This window comes from Nannocystis bainbridge, from assembly GCF_028368995.1.
Taxonomy (GTDB): Bacteria; Myxococcota_A; Polyangia; order Nannocystales; family Nannocystaceae; genus Nannocystis; species Nannocystis bainbridge.
The window spans coordinates 1,864,951-1,880,699 of record NZ_JAQNDL010000002.1; the positions used below are offsets into that span (position 1 = coordinate 1,864,951).

12 protein-coding genes are annotated in these 15,749 nt (G+C 72.6%); 6 read left to right on the top strand and 6 right to left on the bottom strand.

Translation table 11 applies throughout. The features are described from left to right. Nucleotides 1-15: 15 nt before the first annotated feature. The 3 genes from POL25_RS25025 to POL25_RS25035 are packed head-to-tail and all read left to right on the top strand — an operon-like array spanning nt 16 to nt 3,164. Nucleotides 16-1,338 (top strand): FG-GAP repeat domain-containing protein, encoded by a 1,323-nt coding sequence (locus POL25_RS25025; protein ID WP_272088676.1) that lies wholly within the window; start codon nt 16-18, stop codon nt 1,336-1,338. Between the two features lie 10 nt (nt 1,339-1,348). Continuing rightward, nucleotides 1,349-2,401, top strand: a complete 1,053-nt coding sequence (locus POL25_RS25030; protein WP_272088677.1) for a sensor histidine kinase — start codon at nt 1,349-1,351, stop codon at nt 2,399-2,401. A gap of 16 nt (nt 2,402-2,417) precedes the next feature. Continuing rightward, the gene (locus POL25_RS25035) at nt 2,418-3,164 is read left to right on the top strand and encodes a LytR/AlgR family response regulator transcription factor (protein WP_272088678.1); all 747 of its coding nucleotides are present in this window, start codon (nt 2,418-2,420) and stop codon (nt 3,162-3,164) included. 263 nt (nt 3,165-3,427) lie between these two features. Here POL25_RS25035 and POL25_RS25040 read toward each other — a convergent pair whose 3' ends face one another. From POL25_RS25040 to purE, 4 genes are all read right to left on the bottom strand, one after another. Then, nucleotides 3,428-6,433: a M16 family metallopeptidase gene (locus tag POL25_RS25040; RefSeq protein ID WP_272088679.1), complete on the bottom strand. Its 3,006-nt coding sequence runs from the start codon at nt 6,431-6,433 to the stop codon at nt 3,428-3,430. Between the two features lie 153 nt (nt 6,434-6,586). Then, nucleotides 6,587-6,988, bottom strand: a complete 402-nt coding sequence (locus tag POL25_RS25045) for a nuclear transport factor 2 family protein (RefSeq protein WP_272088680.1) — start codon at nt 6,986-6,988, stop codon at nt 6,587-6,589. A 78-nt stretch (nt 6,989-7,066) separates the two neighbouring features. After that, nucleotides 7,067-8,239, bottom strand: coding sequence for a 5-(carboxyamino)imidazole ribonucleotide synthase (locus POL25_RS25050; RefSeq protein ID WP_272088681.1), 1,173 nt, complete (start codon nt 8,237-8,239; stop codon nt 7,067-7,069). Next, entirely contained in the window at nt 8,232-8,696 is a 465-nt protein-coding gene (gene purE, locus POL25_RS25055; protein ID WP_373372111.1) for a 5-(carboxyamino)imidazole ribonucleotide mutase, read from the bottom strand. Before purE ends, POL25_RS25050 begins: the two co-directional genes overlap by 8 nt. A gap of 148 nt (nt 8,697-8,844) precedes the next feature. Here purE and POL25_RS25060 point away from each other — a divergent pair, with 148 nt between their 5' ends. The 3 genes from POL25_RS25060 to POL25_RS25070 all read left to right on the top strand — a co-directional run bounded on the left by POL25_RS25060 (nt 8,845) and on the right by POL25_RS25070 (nt 11,770). After that, nucleotides 8,845-9,492, top strand: a complete 648-nt coding sequence (locus POL25_RS25060; RefSeq protein ID WP_272088683.1) for a hypothetical protein — start codon at nt 8,845-8,847, stop codon at nt 9,490-9,492. An 86-nt stretch (nt 9,493-9,578) separates the two neighbouring features. Continuing rightward, nucleotides 9,579-10,244 carry a hypothetical protein gene (locus POL25_RS25065; protein ID WP_272088684.1) on the top strand — a complete coding sequence of 222 codons (666 nt, stop codon included), beginning with the start codon at nt 9,579-9,581 and terminating at the stop codon, nt 10,242-10,244. Nucleotides 10,245-10,297: 53 nt separating this feature from the next. Further along, nucleotides 10,298-11,770, top strand: a complete 1,473-nt coding sequence (locus POL25_RS25070) for an oxidoreductase (protein WP_272088685.1) — start codon at nt 10,298-10,300, stop codon at nt 11,768-11,770. A 241-nt stretch (nt 11,771-12,011) separates the two neighbouring features. On the opposite strand, the gene POL25_RS25075 is transcribed toward POL25_RS25070, so the two are convergent. Together POL25_RS25075 and POL25_RS25080 are read right to left on the bottom strand one after the other, a co-directional pair. After that, complete coding sequence (locus tag POL25_RS25075; protein WP_272088686.1) at nt 12,012-13,106, bottom strand: TolB-like translocation protein; 1,095 nt, start codon at nt 13,104-13,106, stop codon at nt 12,012-12,014. A 91-nt stretch (nt 13,107-13,197) separates the two neighbouring features. Further along, a complete protein-coding gene (locus POL25_RS25080) occupies nt 13,198-15,657 on the bottom strand; it encodes a hypothetical protein (protein WP_272088687.1) in 2,460 nt (819 codons plus the stop codon). Nucleotides 15,658-15,749 lie beyond the last annotated feature (92 nt).

Genomic DNA, 15,749 nt, shown 5'->3' on the forward strand with positions numbered 1-15,749 from the left:
CTCATCGCCGTGCCCATGCCCCGCGCCCTCGCCGTCGTCCTCGTCGCCCTCGCCGCCTGTCCTGCCCCGTCGGGGACGGTCACCGGCACCACTGGCCCGACCACCACCGGCTCCACCTCCGAGGTCACCGGCTCCACCTCCGAGGTCACCAGCTCGACCATCGCAGCTCCGACCTCCACGACTTCGACCACGACCTCGACGTCCGCGAGTTCTTCCACCACCGCGCCCGAGCCCGCCGACCTGCCCTGGTACGAAGACTTCACCGCCACCTTGCCTGGCCCCTCGACCACCGGCCAGACCATGGAGGCGCGCGCCGCCGACCTCGACGGCGACGGCGACCTCGACCTCGTGCTCGCCAAGGAGTGGCAGCCCAACGCCCTGCTCCTGAACGATGGCACAGGTCACTCTTTCAAAGATGCCTCTGACCGGATCCCCCAGGCCGTGCACGACCACGAGGACATCGCCATCGCCGATCTCGACGGCGACGGCGACCTCGACATCGTCGTCGCCAGCGAGGACGACGCCGCCAAGGAGCTCTACCTCAACGACGGCCAGGCCCTGTTCGTCGACGCCTCCGATCGCCTGCCGCAGCTCGGCAAGTCGAACGCCGTCGCCGCCGCCGACATCGACGGCGACGGCGACCTCGACCTCGTGTTCGGCTGCGACGGCGCCGAGCGGATCTTCGTCAACGACGGCGCCGCCGTGTTCAGCGACGAGTCGGCCGTGCGGATCGCCGCGACCACCGACGTCACCCAGGACGTCGCCCTCGGCGACCTCGACGGCGACGGCGACCTCGACCTCGTGCTCGGCAACGAGGACGGCAACCGCCTGCTCTTCAACGACGGCGCCGGTCATTTCAGCGACGTCACCGAGGGCCGCCTGCCGCCGCCCGCCGCCCCCGAAGAGACGCGCAACGCCGACCTCGGCGACCTCGACGGCGACGGCGACCTCGACCTCTACTTCTCCAACGTCCGCTTCCGCCCCGACCGCGACCCGCAGGATCGGCTGCTGATCAACGACGGCGCCGGCGCCTTCGCCGACGAGACCGCGACGCGGCTCGGCGTCGAGCAGTGGTGGACGATGGACACTGATTTTGTCGACGTCGACGCCGACGGCGACCTCGATCTCGTGCAAGCGATCATCCCCGCCGGCAAGCGCTACCGCCTGCGGCTCAACGACGGCGCCGGCCTGTTCACCGACGTCACCGACACCCACCTGCCCGCGACTGCGATCGGCGCCGGCGTCGAGGTCGAGGCCGGCGACTACGACGGCGACGGTCGCCTCGACCTCTACCTCACCGGCTTCGACAGCCCTGACCGCCTGCTCGTGCGCAAGTAACATGCTGGCGATGCGCCCCGTGCTCCGCGCTCTCGGCCTGTGGCTCGCCGTCGTGACGATCTTCGTCGGCAAGACCTGGGCCTCGTCGCAGCTGATCGCCCGGCCCTTGCCGCTCGCCGACATCGTCGTCGCCGAGCTGCTGACCTTCGGCCCGTGGCTGGCCCTGGCGCCGCTCGCTCTGCTGGCCGCGCGGCGCTTCCCCCTGGTCGGGCCCGGCCGCGCCCGCCACCTCGCCGTCCTCCTCGTAATCGGCGTCGGCCTCGCGCTGCTCCACGTCGTGCTCGCGGTGCTGCTCGTCGCCTTGCTCGCCGGCGCGTGGCCCTCGCTCGGCGCGCTGCTCGAGCAAGTCCGCCACGCCTTCGCGCGCGCCGCTGGCCCTCACCTGGTCGTCTATGCCGCCCTGGTCGCCGTCGCCCACGCGCTCGCGTTCCGCCGCGACGCCGAGGTCCGGGCCCGCCGCGCCGCCGCGCTCGAGGCCGCCCTGGCCCGCGCCGAGCGCGATCGCCTGCGCATGCAGCTACACCCGCATTTCCTGTTTAACACCCTGCACGCCGTCTCCGCGCTGATGAGCCGCGACGTCGCCGGCGCGCGGCGCATGATCGCCGGCCTCAGCGAGCTGCTGCGGGTCGCGCTCGACGACGACGACGACGACGTGCCGCTCGCGCGCGAGCTCGAGATCCTGGGCCTCTACCTCGAGATCCAGCAGACCCGCTTCGCCGAGAGGCTGACGATCACGCTCGACGTCGACCCGGAGGCCCGCGCGGCGCGGGTGCCCAAGCTGCTGCTGCAGCCGCTGGTCGAGAACGCGATCCGCCACGGCATCGAGCCGCGGGCGGGCGGCGGCGCGCTCGGCCTCGAGGCCCGCCGCCGCGGCGATCGCCTGCAGCTCACCCTGCACGACGACGGCGCCGGCCTGGCCCCCGTCGCGCGCGAGGGTGTCGGCCTCGGCAACACCCGCGCGCGGCTCGAGAAGTCGTACCCCGGCGATCACCGGTTCTCGCTCGCGCCCCGCCCCGGCGGCGGCGTGGTGGCCACCATCGACCTGCCGTTTCGCCGCGGCTAACCTCGACGCAGAGCCGATGACCATCCGGGCGCTGATCGTCGATGACGAGCCGCTCGCGCGCGACCTCCTGCGCGAGATGCTGGCCGCGCACCCGCGCGTGGCCGTGGTCGGCGAGTGCCGCAGCGGCGCCGAGGCCGTGCGCGCGATCGACCGGCTCGCCCCCGACGTCGTGTTCCTCGACGTGCAGATGCCGGAGATGAGCGGCTTCGAGGTCGTCGCGGCCGTCGGCGCCGCGCGCATGCCGAGGGTCGTGTTCGTCACCGCCCACGACCGCTACGCCGTGCAGGCCTTCGAGGTCCACGCGCTCGACTACCTGCTCAAGCCGTTCGACGACGCGCGCCTGGCCCGCGCGGTCGCCCGCCTCGACGCCGCCGGCGACGGCCTGGGCGCCCGCCTGGCCGCCCTGCTGGCCGAGCGCGCGCCGGCGCGGCCCGAGCGGCTGGTGATCCACGACGGCGGCCGCGCGGTGTTCGTTCCGCTGGCCGAGGTCGACTGGATCGAGGCCGCGGGCAAGTACGTGGTCGTGCACGCCGGCGCCGCCAGCCACGTCCTGCGCGAGTCGATCTCGACCCTCGAGGCCGAGCTGGACCCGCGCCGGTTCGCCCGCATCCATCGCTCCACGATCGTGCGCGTCGAGCAGATCCACGCGGTCGAGACCCTGCTCGGCGGCGACTACGAGGTGGTCCTCCGCGACGGCACCCGCCTCACCACCAGCCGCGGCCACCGCCACCGCGTCCAGGCCCTGCTCGGCCGCCGCGGCTGAACCACGCCGCGAACTCCAGCCTCACGCGGCGCATCCAATCCCTGCGGCCGGCTCGCTGGCGTCACCGACGAACTCCTCGGGCTCGGCCGCCTGACCTTCGGCCGCTCGCGGCGCAGTGACACGAGTCCTGTCTGCTCCGCGTCGTGCGGCGCAGACGGTCGACATGCCCGCGAAGACATGTCCATCGCGCAATGTCGCAACAGACATGTCCCCGATGACATGCCCCTCGAGACATGCCCCCGGGGACACCTCGCTCGCGCCGCTCAGCGCGCCGCCGCGACGCTCGGCTGCCCCTTGGGGAAGCTCCCGTACGAGAACAGCGACGCCGGGGCGACCTCGACCACGTCGGCGATCTTCTTCAGCCCCGCGAGGTCGACGCGCTCGCGGTTGCCGACCAGGCTGACGACCGGCGGCACCGCGGCGAAGCTCGACGCGAAGCCCTGCAGCTGCTCCTGCGTCATCGCCCCGATGGTCTGCCACACCCACGGGCGCGGGTCGGTCTTCTCACCCAGCTCGTCCCACGCGTGGACCATCCACCCGCTCGCGCGCGGATCGACGCGGCTGCTGCGGTACTCCTGCTCGATGGCGGCGCGGGTCGAGCCCAGGCGCACGCTGTCGAGCGGGCGGCCGAGCAGCTCGAAGAACACCTTGAGCGCCTCCGAGGTCTTGTCCGACTGCGTGCCGAGCCCGCCGCGCAGCGCCCACGCGTCGGTCGGCCGCGAGCCGGCGAACAGCACGCCCCACGCGTAGTAGACCAGCCCTCGCGACTCGCGCATCTCCTGGAACAGCAGCGTGTTCATGCCGCCGCCGAGGTACTCGCTGAGCATGCGCGCCGCCGGCCGCTGCTCGCGGGCCAGCGCGGCCGACGGCAGCGCCACCGCGATCGTCGACTTGGCGACGTCGCGGTGGGTGAAGTAGAGCGTCGGCTTCGGCACCTTGCGGTAGGCCACCGGCGGGCGCTGCGGCAGCTTGCGGTGCTGCTTGCCGAGCGCCACGACCTTGGCCGCCTCGGGCGCGGCGCGCGGGCCGAAGTAGAGGGTCTTGTGCTGGTAGTCGACGAACTCGCGCGCCAGGTTGGCCAGCGCCGCGGGCTTGGCCCCGACGATCTGCGCGTTGGTGGGGGCCTGCAGGTACTCGCTGTCCTTGCCGTGGATCGCGTAGTCGGCCAGCGCGCCGGCCAGCTCGTCGGGATCCTCGAGCGCGTCGCGACGGGTGCTGATCACGTTGTCGGCGATCCCGCGCAGCACCACCGGATCGATCTTCACCTCGCGCAGCCAGCGATCGACCAGCGCCAGGCTCTGCTCCATGTTGGCGTCGACGCCCTCGACGGTGATGGCGCTCTCGTGAGCGCCGCACGCGAACTCGACGTGGGTGCCGAGCGCGAACAGCTTCTTCTTCAGCGCCTCGGCCGACAGCTCGCCGGCGCCCGACTGCTCGACCACGTCGAGCGCGTGGCACAGCATGCGCTCGCGCTTGTGCCCGCGCTCGAACCGGTAGGTCAGCGAGAACAGGTCGTTGCGGCCGTTCTGGACCGCCACCAGCGGCCCGCCCGGCAGCTCGGCGCGCACGTAGTGGGTGCCCTCGACCAACCACTCAGGCTCGATCGGCTTGGCCGGCCGCTTCAGCGCCGCCTCGGCGAACTGGCTGTGCCGCTCGGGGTGCAGCTCGACCGGCGTCAGCGCCGGCTTGTCGATCTTGGCCACCTCGGGCTTGCCGGCCTTCCGATGCACGGCGCTGAAGTTGGCGCCGAGGTACTTGTTGGCGACGCGCACGACGTCGTCGCGGGTGACCTCGCGGATCTTGCGATCGCGGGCGACCACGTCCTGCCACGCGCGGCCCTCGACGAACGCGTCGGCCATCTTGTGCGCGCGGAAGCTGTTGCTCTCGCGGGCGCGCTTGTCGGCGATGTCCTGGTTGAGCACGATCGCCGCCACGTCCTCGGCCGTGAACTCGCCGCGCTTGAGCTTGGCGACCACGCCCAGCAGCAGCGCCTCGACCTCGGCGTGGGTCTGGCCCTCGCGCAGCTGGGCGCGCGTCATGAACCACCCGGACTCGTGCAGGAACGTGCTGCTGGCCCCGGCCGACGGCACCTTCTGGCTCAGCTCGAGCTCGACGTTGAGCAGGCCGCTGGTGCTGTTGTCCATCAACCAGTCCATCACCGTCAGCGCCGGCTCGTCGGCGTGATCGGACGCGGTGGTCTGCCAGGCCAGCGCGACCTCCTGCTCACCCTCGGCGATCACGTCGGCCTGCACCCGCGCGGCGATCGGCTGCAGCGAGCCCGGATCGAGCTTGTCGAGCGCCCGCGGCTCGAGCTTGCCCAGCGCCTGCTCGAGCTTCGGCAGCGCGGTCGCGGCGTCGATGTCGCCGGCCAGCACGATCGCCATGTTGTTCGGCACGTACCAGCGGCCGAAGTAGTCGACCATGTCCTGATATGCCGGGACCTTGAGGTGCTCGATCTCGCCGATCGTCGTCTGCGTGCCGTAGGGGTGGCGCGGGAACAGATTGCGCGTGGTCGCGAAGTAGGTCCGCGCCCACGGGTTGTCGAGCGAGAGGTTCTTCTCCTCGTAGACCGCCTCCATCTCGGTGGTGAACAGGCGGAACACCGGATCGGAGAACCGCTCGCCCTCGACGTCGGCCCACACGTCGAAGCGGTTGCTCGGCACGTCGACGATGTAGACGGTCTGGTCGAACGAGGTGAAGGCGTTGACGCCGAAGATCCCGAGCTCGGCGTAGACGCGGTCGAACTCGTTGGGGATAGCGGTGGCCGCGACCTTCTGGTTGGCGGCGTCGAGCTCGGCGAAGATCCGCTGGCGCTCGGCCGGATCTTTGGTCGCCCGCAGATCGCGGTACAGCTGCTCGATGCGGGCCAGGTGCGGCGCCTCGGCGGCGTGGTCGAGGGTGCCGAGCTCGTCGGTGCCCTTGAAGAGCATGTGCTCGAGGTAGTGCGCGAGCCCGGTCGAGCTCGCCGGATCGGAGCGGCTGCCGGCGCGCACGGCGATCCAGGCGTCGAAGCGCGGCTTCTGCCGATCGGTGCTGATGTACACGGTCATGCCGTTGCTCAGCCGGTGCACCGAGACGGCCAGCGGATCGCCCGCCAGCGCGGCGTGGGTCGGCGGCAGCGCGGAGGCGGCGAGGATGGCGTCGCGGGCCGCCGGAGCGCCGGCGGCCGCGGTCTCGCCGGGCGGCGTGGAGGTCGTGGAAGCGGCGGTCTTGCAGCCGACGGCGGCGAGGACAAAGGCGCCGAACAGGCGCGAGGCGAACGTGGACATCGATGCGATCCGGTGCGGGAGCGCCCAATCTTACGCCGCCGCGATCGTGGTCACGCCCGGCTCGCGCCGCGCGAACATGGTTCGAGGCCGCGGCGCGGCGAGACGTCGATCACGCCCTGCGCGGCGATCCGCGGGCCGGCGCGGGCGCCGGCGTCAGTTGGGCATCGGCACCGGACCCGACGCCGGGCGGGTGCCGCGGCGGCGCACGACCGGACCGGCGTGGTGGTGCACCATCTTCCAGTCGCCGTCCTCGCGCACGAACACGTTGGTGGCCACCAGCTCGGTGTCGCCGATCGTCTGGGCGCAGATGACGTAGCCCATGTCCTCGCCCGGGTACGCCTCGGCGGCGCCGTACTCGATCTCCCGCGGCGCCGAGCCGGCCAGGATCGCCTGCCAGCTCTCCATGATCTCCTCGCGCTCGACCAGCGGGGTCCAGCCCGGATGCACGCACGTCACCGGCACCGCCCGCGCCCACACGTCGTCCATCGCGCCCAGGTCGGCGCTAGAGAAGGCCTCGTAGAACCTACGGTTGGCGGCCAGCAGCGCGTCGCTCATCTGCGGCAGATATAGCAGCCGCCGTCGCCGACGGCTCGCGCCGAACATCGCTCGTCCCGGGACGGATCGAGCGCGCCGTCAGTCGCGCGGACCGGCGATCCCGACGCTGCGGGTGAGGCGCGCCCGGGCCTCGATCACGCGCGCGGCCGCGCCCTCCGCGGTGGGGCCGAGGGCCGTCAGGTGGCCCATCTTGCGACCGACGCGAGGCTCGGACTTGCCGTAGAGGTGCAGCTTGACGTCGGGCAGCGCCAGCGCGGACGCGAAGTCGGGCGGACCCGCCTGCCACACGTCGCCGAGCAGGTTGGCCATCGCCGCCGGGCGCAGCAGTTCGGTCGAGCCCAGCGGCAGGCCGCACACCGCCCGCAGCTGCTGCTCGAACTGACAGGTGACGCACGCGTCGATCGTGAGGTGGCCGGAGTTGTGCGGCCGCGGTGCCAGCTCGTTGATCAGCAGCGCGCCGCCGGGCAGGCAGAAGAACTCGACGCACAGCACGCCGACGACGTCGAGCGCCTCGAGCAAGCGGCGCGTGATCGCCTGCGCCTCGGCGGCGACCTCGGGCGCGACGCGAGCTGGCGCGAGGGACAGGTCGAGGATCCCGCGCACGTGCTGGTTCTCGACCGGCGCGTACACGGCCGTCTCCCCCGTCACCCCGCGCACCGCGACCACCGACAGCTCGCAGGCGTAGCCGACCCACGCCTCGACGATCGCCTCGTCGGACCGCAGCGAGGCCCACGCGGCCTCGGCCTGCTCGGGGCCCTCGAGCTTGACCTGGCCCTTGCCGTCGTAGCCCCAGCCCGCGGTCTTCAGCAGCGCCGGCTGGCCGACCGCCGCGAGCGCCGCCGCAACTTCGGCGGCCGAGCGCGCGGCGCGGAACGGGGTGACCGGAAAGCCATGTCCTTCGAGCCATGTCTTTTCGCGCAGGCGGTGCTGCGTCGTGTGCAGCACCGAGCCGGCCGGGCGCACCGGCGCGACCGCGGCGGCGGCCTCGACCGTGGCCGCCGGCACGTTCTCGAACTCGAAGGTGACGACGTCGACCGCCGAGGCGAACCCGCGCACGGCCGCGAGGTCGTCGTAGGGCCCGCGCAGCTCGAGATCGGCGACCTGGCCGGTCGGCGTGTCGGCGTCGGGCGAATAGGTGTGCACGCGGTAGCCGAGGCGGCGGGCGGCGATCGCGAACATGCGGCCGAGCTGGCCGCTGCCGAGCACGCCGATGGTCGCGCCGGGCAGGATCGGCGCCCTTGGGTCACGCATCGGGCAGCACCTCGGCGCGCACGTCCGCGGCGCGCCTGCTCTGGAACTCGCGCAGCGCCTCGGCCAGCGCCGGGCGGGCCAGCGCCAGCACCCGGATCGCCTGCAGCGCGGCGTTGTAGGCCCCGGCGGGGCCGATCGCCAGGGTCCCGACCGGCACGCCGCGGGGCATCTGCACGATCGACAGCAGCGAGTCGAGGCCCTGCAGCGCCGAGGTCTGGATCGGCACCCCGAACACCGGCAGGCGCGTCTCCGCGGCCACCATGCCCGGAAGGTGGGCGGCCCCGCCCGCGCCGGCGACGATCACCGCCAGCCCGCGCGCCTCGGCCGTGCGCGCGTACTCGGCCAGCCACTCGGGCGTACGGTGGGCCGAGACCACGCGGCACTCGTGCGGCACGCCGAATTGCTTCAGCACCCCCGCGGCCTCGCGCATCGTCTCCCAGTCGGAGCGGCTGCCCATGATCACGCCGACGAGCGGTGGCTCGTCGCCGCTCGATCGGCTCGGTTCGACAGGGCTCGCTCGCTCGCCAGCCGGGTCCCCTGCGCTCATGGGCGGATTATCCCGATCTGGTGGAACACGACAACAAAAACTCGTGTACCTGGCCCTGATGGCGAGAATTTCCGCGTTCGTGGCCGCTTGCCTGGTGTTCTTGCTGGCCAGCGAGGCCGGCGCGGAGCTCGAACCGAAGCGCAAGGGGCTGCAGGTCGATGTCGCGGGCGGCCTGTCCTTTTGCATGCCGGGCGGCGCGGCGCGGTGTAAGCGCGTCGACGGCGTCGTCGCCCCGCACGCCGGCGGCGTCGTCACCGTCGGCTATCGGTTCCGCCCGTGGCTGCTGGCCGGCCTTTCGTACGAATTCGGGCTGCTGCGGCCGTCGTACACCGACATCCTCGGCGGCCGCCAGCTCTACGGCCCCGCCCGCCACCAGGGCCTGTTCGGCGTCGTGCGCACGGGCGTCGACATCGGCCGCATCGATCTCGGGCTCGAAGTCGGCCTCGGCTACTCGCAGCAGGTCGCTACCTACGTCCTCGACGAATTCCGCGGTCAGCGCTACGGCACGCTCGGGTTCGCGGCCCGCGTCACGCCGCTGCTCGCCGTCTACCTCACCCGTCGCGTCTACATGGGCCTGCGCTGGGACGTGACCCTGAACTTCCACCGCAGCCCGGCGTGCAGCCCCGGGCGCTGTGACGGCCCCGTGCGCGCGCCCGCGTTCGGCCACCACTCCCTGCTCGGCCTGATGGTCGGCGTCACGATCTGAGCGGCTTCCGCGCGATTTCACCCGCGCGCGCATGCTCGATCGGCCGGCGCCTTGCGCCGTCGCCGACTGCCTCACAGAACACCCGCATGACCCCTGCCCGGTTCGTCCTCTGCGCCCTTGCCGCGACCCTCACCCTCAGCGTGGCCACTGCCGTCCAGGCCGCGGACGTGAAGCGTCGCGGCGGGCAGGCCGAGATGATGATCGGCGGATCGCTGTGCATCCCGAGCCAGGCCGGCTGCAAGTCGACCGACGAGATCGCCGGCCGCACCATGCCTTCGTTCGGCATGGGCTTCACGCTCGGCTTCCGCCCGCTCCGCGCCCTCATGATCGGCGCCGCCTACAACGTCGGCTTCTTCAACGCCGACTATCAGACCGCCAGCACCGACGCCTACCGGGCCTCGTACCAGAACAGCTTCTTCGCGGTGATCCGCGGCATCCTGCCGATCTGGCGCCTCGACCTCGGGCTCGAGATCGGCCCCGGCTTCTCGCGCCAGGTGTTCAACGCCCGCGGCGGCGTGCTGCCGTACGATCGCCAGTATTCGCAGGGCTTCGCCCTCAAGACCGCGCCCTCGATCGACTTCTTCGTCACCCGCCAGTTCTTCATCGGCGGCAAGGTCGACTTCATCTGGAATTTCCACCGCGAGGTCTGCACCGCCGACGGCGGCAACCGGGCCTGCTTCAAGCGCGACGACAACGATCAGGCCAGCGTCCACCAGATGATCGTCGGCTTCCACCTCGGCACCACCTTCTGAAGTGAAGTGAAGCGACGCGCGGCGGGTCGGGCGCGCTGCTAAAGTCCGCCGGCATGTGGACCCCGCCCGCCAAGATCCGCCACGCGATCCCGCCGGCGCGCTGGCCGAGCGCCGCGGAGGCGGCCGCCAGCCGGTGGTTTTCGCCGATCGACGTCGGCCCCTGTCGGCTGCACGCGCGCACCTGGGTCCCGGCGATGGTGCCGTGGCGGGCCTCCGACGACGGCCGCGTCACGCCCGACGTGATCGCCTGGTACGCGCGCTTCGCCGCCGGCGAGCCGGGCGCGCTGGTGGTCGAGGCCACGGGGATCCGCGACGTCCCGAGCGGCCCCTTGCTGCGGATCGGCGACGACCGCTTCGTCGCCGGCCTGGCCGACCTGGTCGCCGCCGTGCGCGAGGCCAGCGGCGGCCGCACGCGCCTGTTCATCCAGCTGATCGATTTCCTCGCGGTCAAGCGCCGCCCCGCGCCCGACAAGTTCTTCGCCCGCTTCTTGCGCGTCGACGCCGGCCACCGCGAGCGCCTCGCCGCCGCCCTCGCCGACGACCGCTGGCTGGCCGCGCCCGAGGCCGAGCTGCGCGCGTTTCTCCTGGCTGCCGAGACAGGTCTCTTGGAGCAGGTCCTCACGGACAGGGAGCGACGCGAGCTCGAGTTCGGCTACCGCGAGCTGGTGACCGACCTCGACCTGCCGCACGTGCGCGACCTGCCGCGGGTGCTGCCCGAGCTGTTCGCCGCGGCGGCTGCGCGGGCCGAGGCCGCCGGGTTCGACGGCGTCGAGCTGCACTACGCCCACGCCTACACGATGGCGAGCTTCCTCTCGCGCACCAACACCCGCGCTGACGGCTACGGCGGCACGCTCGCGGGTCGCGCTCGCCTGCCGCTCGAGGTGCTCGCGGCCGTGCGCGCGCGCGTCGGCGCCGGCACAGCGGTCGGCTGCCGCATGCTCGGCGACGAGGTCATCGCCGGCGGCAGCGACCTCGCCGACGCGGTCCAGTTCGCCCGCGACTTCGCGGCCGCCGGCATGGATTTCGTGAGCGTGTCCAAGGGCGGCAAGTTCGACGACGCCCACCCGCCCAAGGTCGGCGAGGCCGTCTACCCCTACACCGGCCCGAGCGGCTACGAGTGCATGCCCACGGTCCACAGCGACGCGCGCGGCCCGTTCGCGCGCAACGTCCCGCTCGCCGCCGCCATCCGGGCCGCCATCCGGGCCGACGGCCGGATCACCCCCGTGGTCGCTGCCGGCGGGATCCACGAGTTCGGCCAGGCCGAGGCGATCCTCGCCGCCGGCGACGCCGACATCGTCGCCGCCGCCCGCCAGAGCCTCGCCGACCCCGACTGGTTTTTAAAGGTTCGCGAGGGCCGCGGCGCCGAGGTCCGCCGCTGCAAGTTCACCAACTACTGCGAGGCGCTCGACACCCAGCACAAGCAGGTCACCTGCCAGCTGTGGGACCGCGTCGAGCTCGACGAGCCCGGCCTGACCCGCTCGCACGACGGCAAGCGCCGGCTGGTCGCCCCGACCTGGCGGCGCTGACCTGGCGCAGCGGACATGTCGCAAAGGACATTCCTGGAGCGCCAGCCCGGGCTGCCCCGCACGCCGCGAGGACCGGCTGGTCGCCCCGACGTGGCGGCGATGACCTGGCGCATCGGACATGCCGCAAAGGACATGCCCTGGAGCGCATGTCCGGTTCGACATGTCGTGAAGGACATCGAACTTCGCAGGTCCGTGCTCTCGGAGGCTTCCTCGCGGACATGTCCTGAGCCTCGGTCCCGGGTCACCCGCGGCGGGCGATCCGCGACTCGGGCGTGCCGGGGCCGATCGTGAACAGCGCCAGCGTCAGCTGACAGCCATCGGCGCTGACGGCCACCGGGCAGGTCACGAAGCCGGGCACGCGCAGCTGGGCGCTGCGGGTGACGCCCTGCCAGGGGGCGTCCAGGCCGTCGCGTTCGGCGAACCACACCCCCGCGCGGCCGTCGTTGGGATCGCCGAAGCCGCCGCCCTCGCTGTCGAACGCGCCGAAGAACAGCCGCAGCCCGTCGGGCGCCAGCGCCGGACAGGCGAGCACGCCGAAGCCCGGGTCGGCCGGCGTCACCTCGACCGGCGCCACGTCGGGGAAGCTCGGGTGCACCTGCGGATCGCGGGCGACCTGCCAGAACTTGAAGCCGAGCTGGAACTGCCCCCACGCCGGCCCGTCGTCGCGCTGGAACAGCAGCGTCGCGCCGTCGGCGGTCGGGTTGGGGTGGCTCTCGACCCGATTGCCGAACGCCAGCGCCCCGCCCGCGACCGTCGGTACGCCCCACCCGTCGCCGTCGCGCGGCAGCACGTAGATGTCGCCGTTGCCGCCGAAGAACAGCTCCTGCGTGGCGGCGACGAACGCGGGGTGATCGGCCTCGAACGACGACGACGGCCACACCGACGCCCCGGCCGGGAACGCCACCGCCGGGTCGTCGCGGACCGAGCGGACCACGTGCCACTGGCCGCCCAGGAACGCCCGCCAGTGCAGCGTCTCGGCGTCGGGCGACAGCATCGGCGAGCTGCCCGGCGGGTCGAGCCCCAGCGACTCGACCGCCCAGTCCTCGACCCCGAGGCCCCAGCAGCCGACCGGAGCGCCGGTCGTCTCGGTGGTCCCCGAGGACATGTCCGGAAGGACACCCGTGGTCGAAGACGAGGTCGTCGGCGAGCTCGTGCTCGCGTCGGTCGTGCCCGTCGGCGCCGATGTCGATGTCGTCGTCGTCGAGGTCGTCGTCGACGACGCCGTGGTCGCGCCGCCCGAGCCGCCGCCGGTCCCGCCTTCGCCGTCGAAGGCCGGGTTCTGTCGCAGGCAGCCAGCCACCAGCGCCGCCGCCGTCATCGCCCACGCGCGCCGCATCTCCGATCGGCATAGCGGATCGCCGGCCCGCCGTCGACGTCCGCAAGGCCGGGCCCCGTGTGACCGACGTTCGGCGGCCGGCCCGCCGCTCTCACGGCCCGAGGATCGGCGCCTCGATGAACGCCGGGACCACGTCGTCGCGCAGGTGCACCCGCGCGACCAGCCCGTCGGGGTCGAGCCCCGCGGTCGCAAAGTCGAACACGTGGCCGATCCCGGACACGTACGGCACCTCGTGGGTGTCGCCGACCGGCAGGTCGTCCTTGGTGAACGACAGCGTCAGCGGCACGCGCAGGTGCACGGGCGCGTCGGCGGCGACCTCGGGATCGAGCAAGCGAAAGCCGCCGACCGGCCACTTGTCGTCCATGACGTAGGCCGGCGGCGGCCGCGTCACGTCGAGCGTCAACTGACCGCCGGCGAGCACCGCCGAGAGCGCGTGCTCGGGCGCGAACGCGACCTCGAACGGCGCCGTCGTCAGCGCGTAGTCCTCGGTCGCCTGGCCGTCGAACGCGCGGCCGTCGATGCGCAGGCGATAGGTGCCGGCCGGCAGGTCCGCCGGCACCTGCCAGTCGACGAACCACTTCTGCTGGCGCTCGGCCAGCAGCTTGCCGTTGGGCTTGGGGTCCGGCGCGTAGTGGGTGAGCATGTGGTAGCGGCTGTTGTCGAGCGCCGCACCGGCCCAGCCGCTCGGCGACGCCACGTCGACGAAGCCGCCGCCGTCGTCGACCTGGACCGTCACGCGCGGCTCGCCGAGCCCCGGCTCGCCGCCGTTCCAGGCCGCCCGCAGCGTCTCGCCGCGCCAGATCGTCGGCGGCGGCTCGGCCGTCAGCCCGGGCGCGTCGACGCCGGCCTCGAGCGCGCGCGGCTCGAACGACTTGCCGACCGACAGCGACGGCGACTGCTCCGACCACACCGGCGAACCGTCGCCGGCGATCAGCGCCTCGACCTCGGTCATCTGCCCGTCGACCAGGTACTTGGCGAGCAGCGGGCCCCACAGGCTCATCTCCGACTCGTAGCCGCCCTGCAGCCAGTCGTCGGGCTGGGTCAGGTACAGCAGGTGATCCTGCGAGTAGCCGAACACCATGCCGTCGACGGCGCGGTCCTCGTAGGCGGTGCGCGCGTACTGAATCACCGACGCTGTCGGCTCGCCGGGCAGCGTCAGCATGTAGAAATCGTCGAGGCGCGCCACGGTCAAGTAGGTCTGATGGACCTCGCCGTGCGGCACCGTCTCGCCGAGCGACTCGAGCAGCCCTTGCATCGGCATGCAGTTCTTCGGCTTGCCCTCCAGGCTGGTCGCGGGGTTGCCGTCGTCGACGTCGGCCTCGGCGCCCTTGCACTGCCACGCGCCCCACAGGTACGGCCCGCCCTGCGCGTTCTGGAACTCGGGGTAGTCGTCGTAGCCCATCCCGCTGTACGTCAGGTCGATGCGGCGCGAACGGACCCCGAGCGTCGCCTCGTCGCGCCACTCGATCGCGTCGTAGAGCGCGAGGATCCGCGGCGCCGCGGCGTGACCGATGCGCTCGATGCGGGCCGGCTCCGGGTGGCCGAGGCCGTCGCCCGCGGGCGAGGCGTCGCCGCCGCCCGACTGCGCGAACATGCCGAAGATCGGCTGGCCCTTGGCGGCGAAGAACGCCTCCTCGAACTTCATCTCGAGCCCGCCCGCCGCGTCCTCGGTGAACAGCTCGTTGGGCGAGTCGAACACCGTGCCGTGCATGCCGAAGTTGATTACCGTCGCCATCGGCGTGCCGTCGGGCCGGCGCACCGCCAGCAGCGTCAGGCGGGCGTCCTTGCCGTACGTCGGGTCGTTCTCGCCGCGGCGGTCGCGGTACACCGCGTCGTCCGGATCCCAGTCGTCCAGCCACGTCGCGCCCCACTGCGCCGGCGCCAGGTCGGCGACCGCGGCCGCGATCACGTCGGCCATCGCCGTCGTCATGCGATCGATCAGCTCCTCGTCGGGCGAGTCGCCGCCGACGAACCCGAGCGGCGCCGGCAGCCGCCAGTAGCGGGCCAGGTTGTGGTGCGAGTGCGTCGCGGCGGTGATGAGGCGGCCGGTGATGTCGATGCCGTGGTCGGCCTTGAGCTTCTCGATCGCGCCCTCGGTCAGCGAGTGCTCCGAGCTCATCGTCGGCATCTTCATCACCACCAGCCGCTCGCCGCCGACCTCGATCACCATCGCCTTGATCGTGCCGAGCCCGTAGAAGCCGCTCGCGCCGTTCAGCAGGTGGTTCCACGGCGTGTTGTTGGTGACCGTCCGCCCGCCGTAGCCGGCCATCGACGCGCCGACCGGTCCGGTCAGATAACCGACGGCCACGCCGGCCTGGATCGGGCCCTGCGGCAGCGGATCGATCTCTTCCGTGGTGCTGGCGGTCGTCCCGCTGGAGGTCGTCGGCGGCGCCCCGGACGAGGTCGGTGTCACATCGGTGGACGAGCCGGTGGCGGCGGTCGCGTCCGACGTCGACGAGGCGTCCGTGGCCGACGTCTCCGCGGCCGAACCCGGACAACCTGCCAGCGCGAGCGCCGCGAAGGCCCGCCACCACCAAAGCTGCTGCTTCATCATCATCGCCGACTATACCGTCGCGTGACCGCGACAGATCCGCGCCAGCGCGGCCGGGGCGTGCACGCGAGCTCACGCTCCCCGCTGCGCCC